The sequence below is a fragment of the Pseudoflavonifractor capillosus genome, assembly GCF_016902575.1.
Classification (GTDB): Bacteria; Bacillota; Clostridia; order Oscillospirales; family Oscillospiraceae; genus Enterenecus; species Enterenecus capillosus_A.
Genome location: NZ_JACSNZ010000171.1, coordinates 1 through 219, shown reverse-complemented (window position 1 = coordinate 219; position 219 = coordinate 1). Strand labels below are relative to the sequence as shown.

Here is a 219-nt window from a genome sequence, read left to right as displayed (position 1 = left end):
GGGGAATAACAGTTGGAAACAGCTGCTAATACCGCATAATGCAGTTGGGTCGCATGACCCTGACTGCCAAAGATTTATCGCTCTGAGATGGCCTCGCGTCTGATTAGCTAGTTGGCGGGGTAACGGCCCACCAAGGCGACGATCAGTAGCCGGACTGAGAGGTTGGCCGGCCACATTGGGACTGAGACACGGCCCAGACTCCTACGGGAGGCAGCAGTG

1 rRNA gene is annotated in these 219 nt (G+C 57.1%); it reads left to right on the top strand.

From position 1 onward, the window contains the following. Positions 1-219 (top strand): 16S ribosomal RNA (locus tag H9X86_RS12335); the annotation flags it as partial.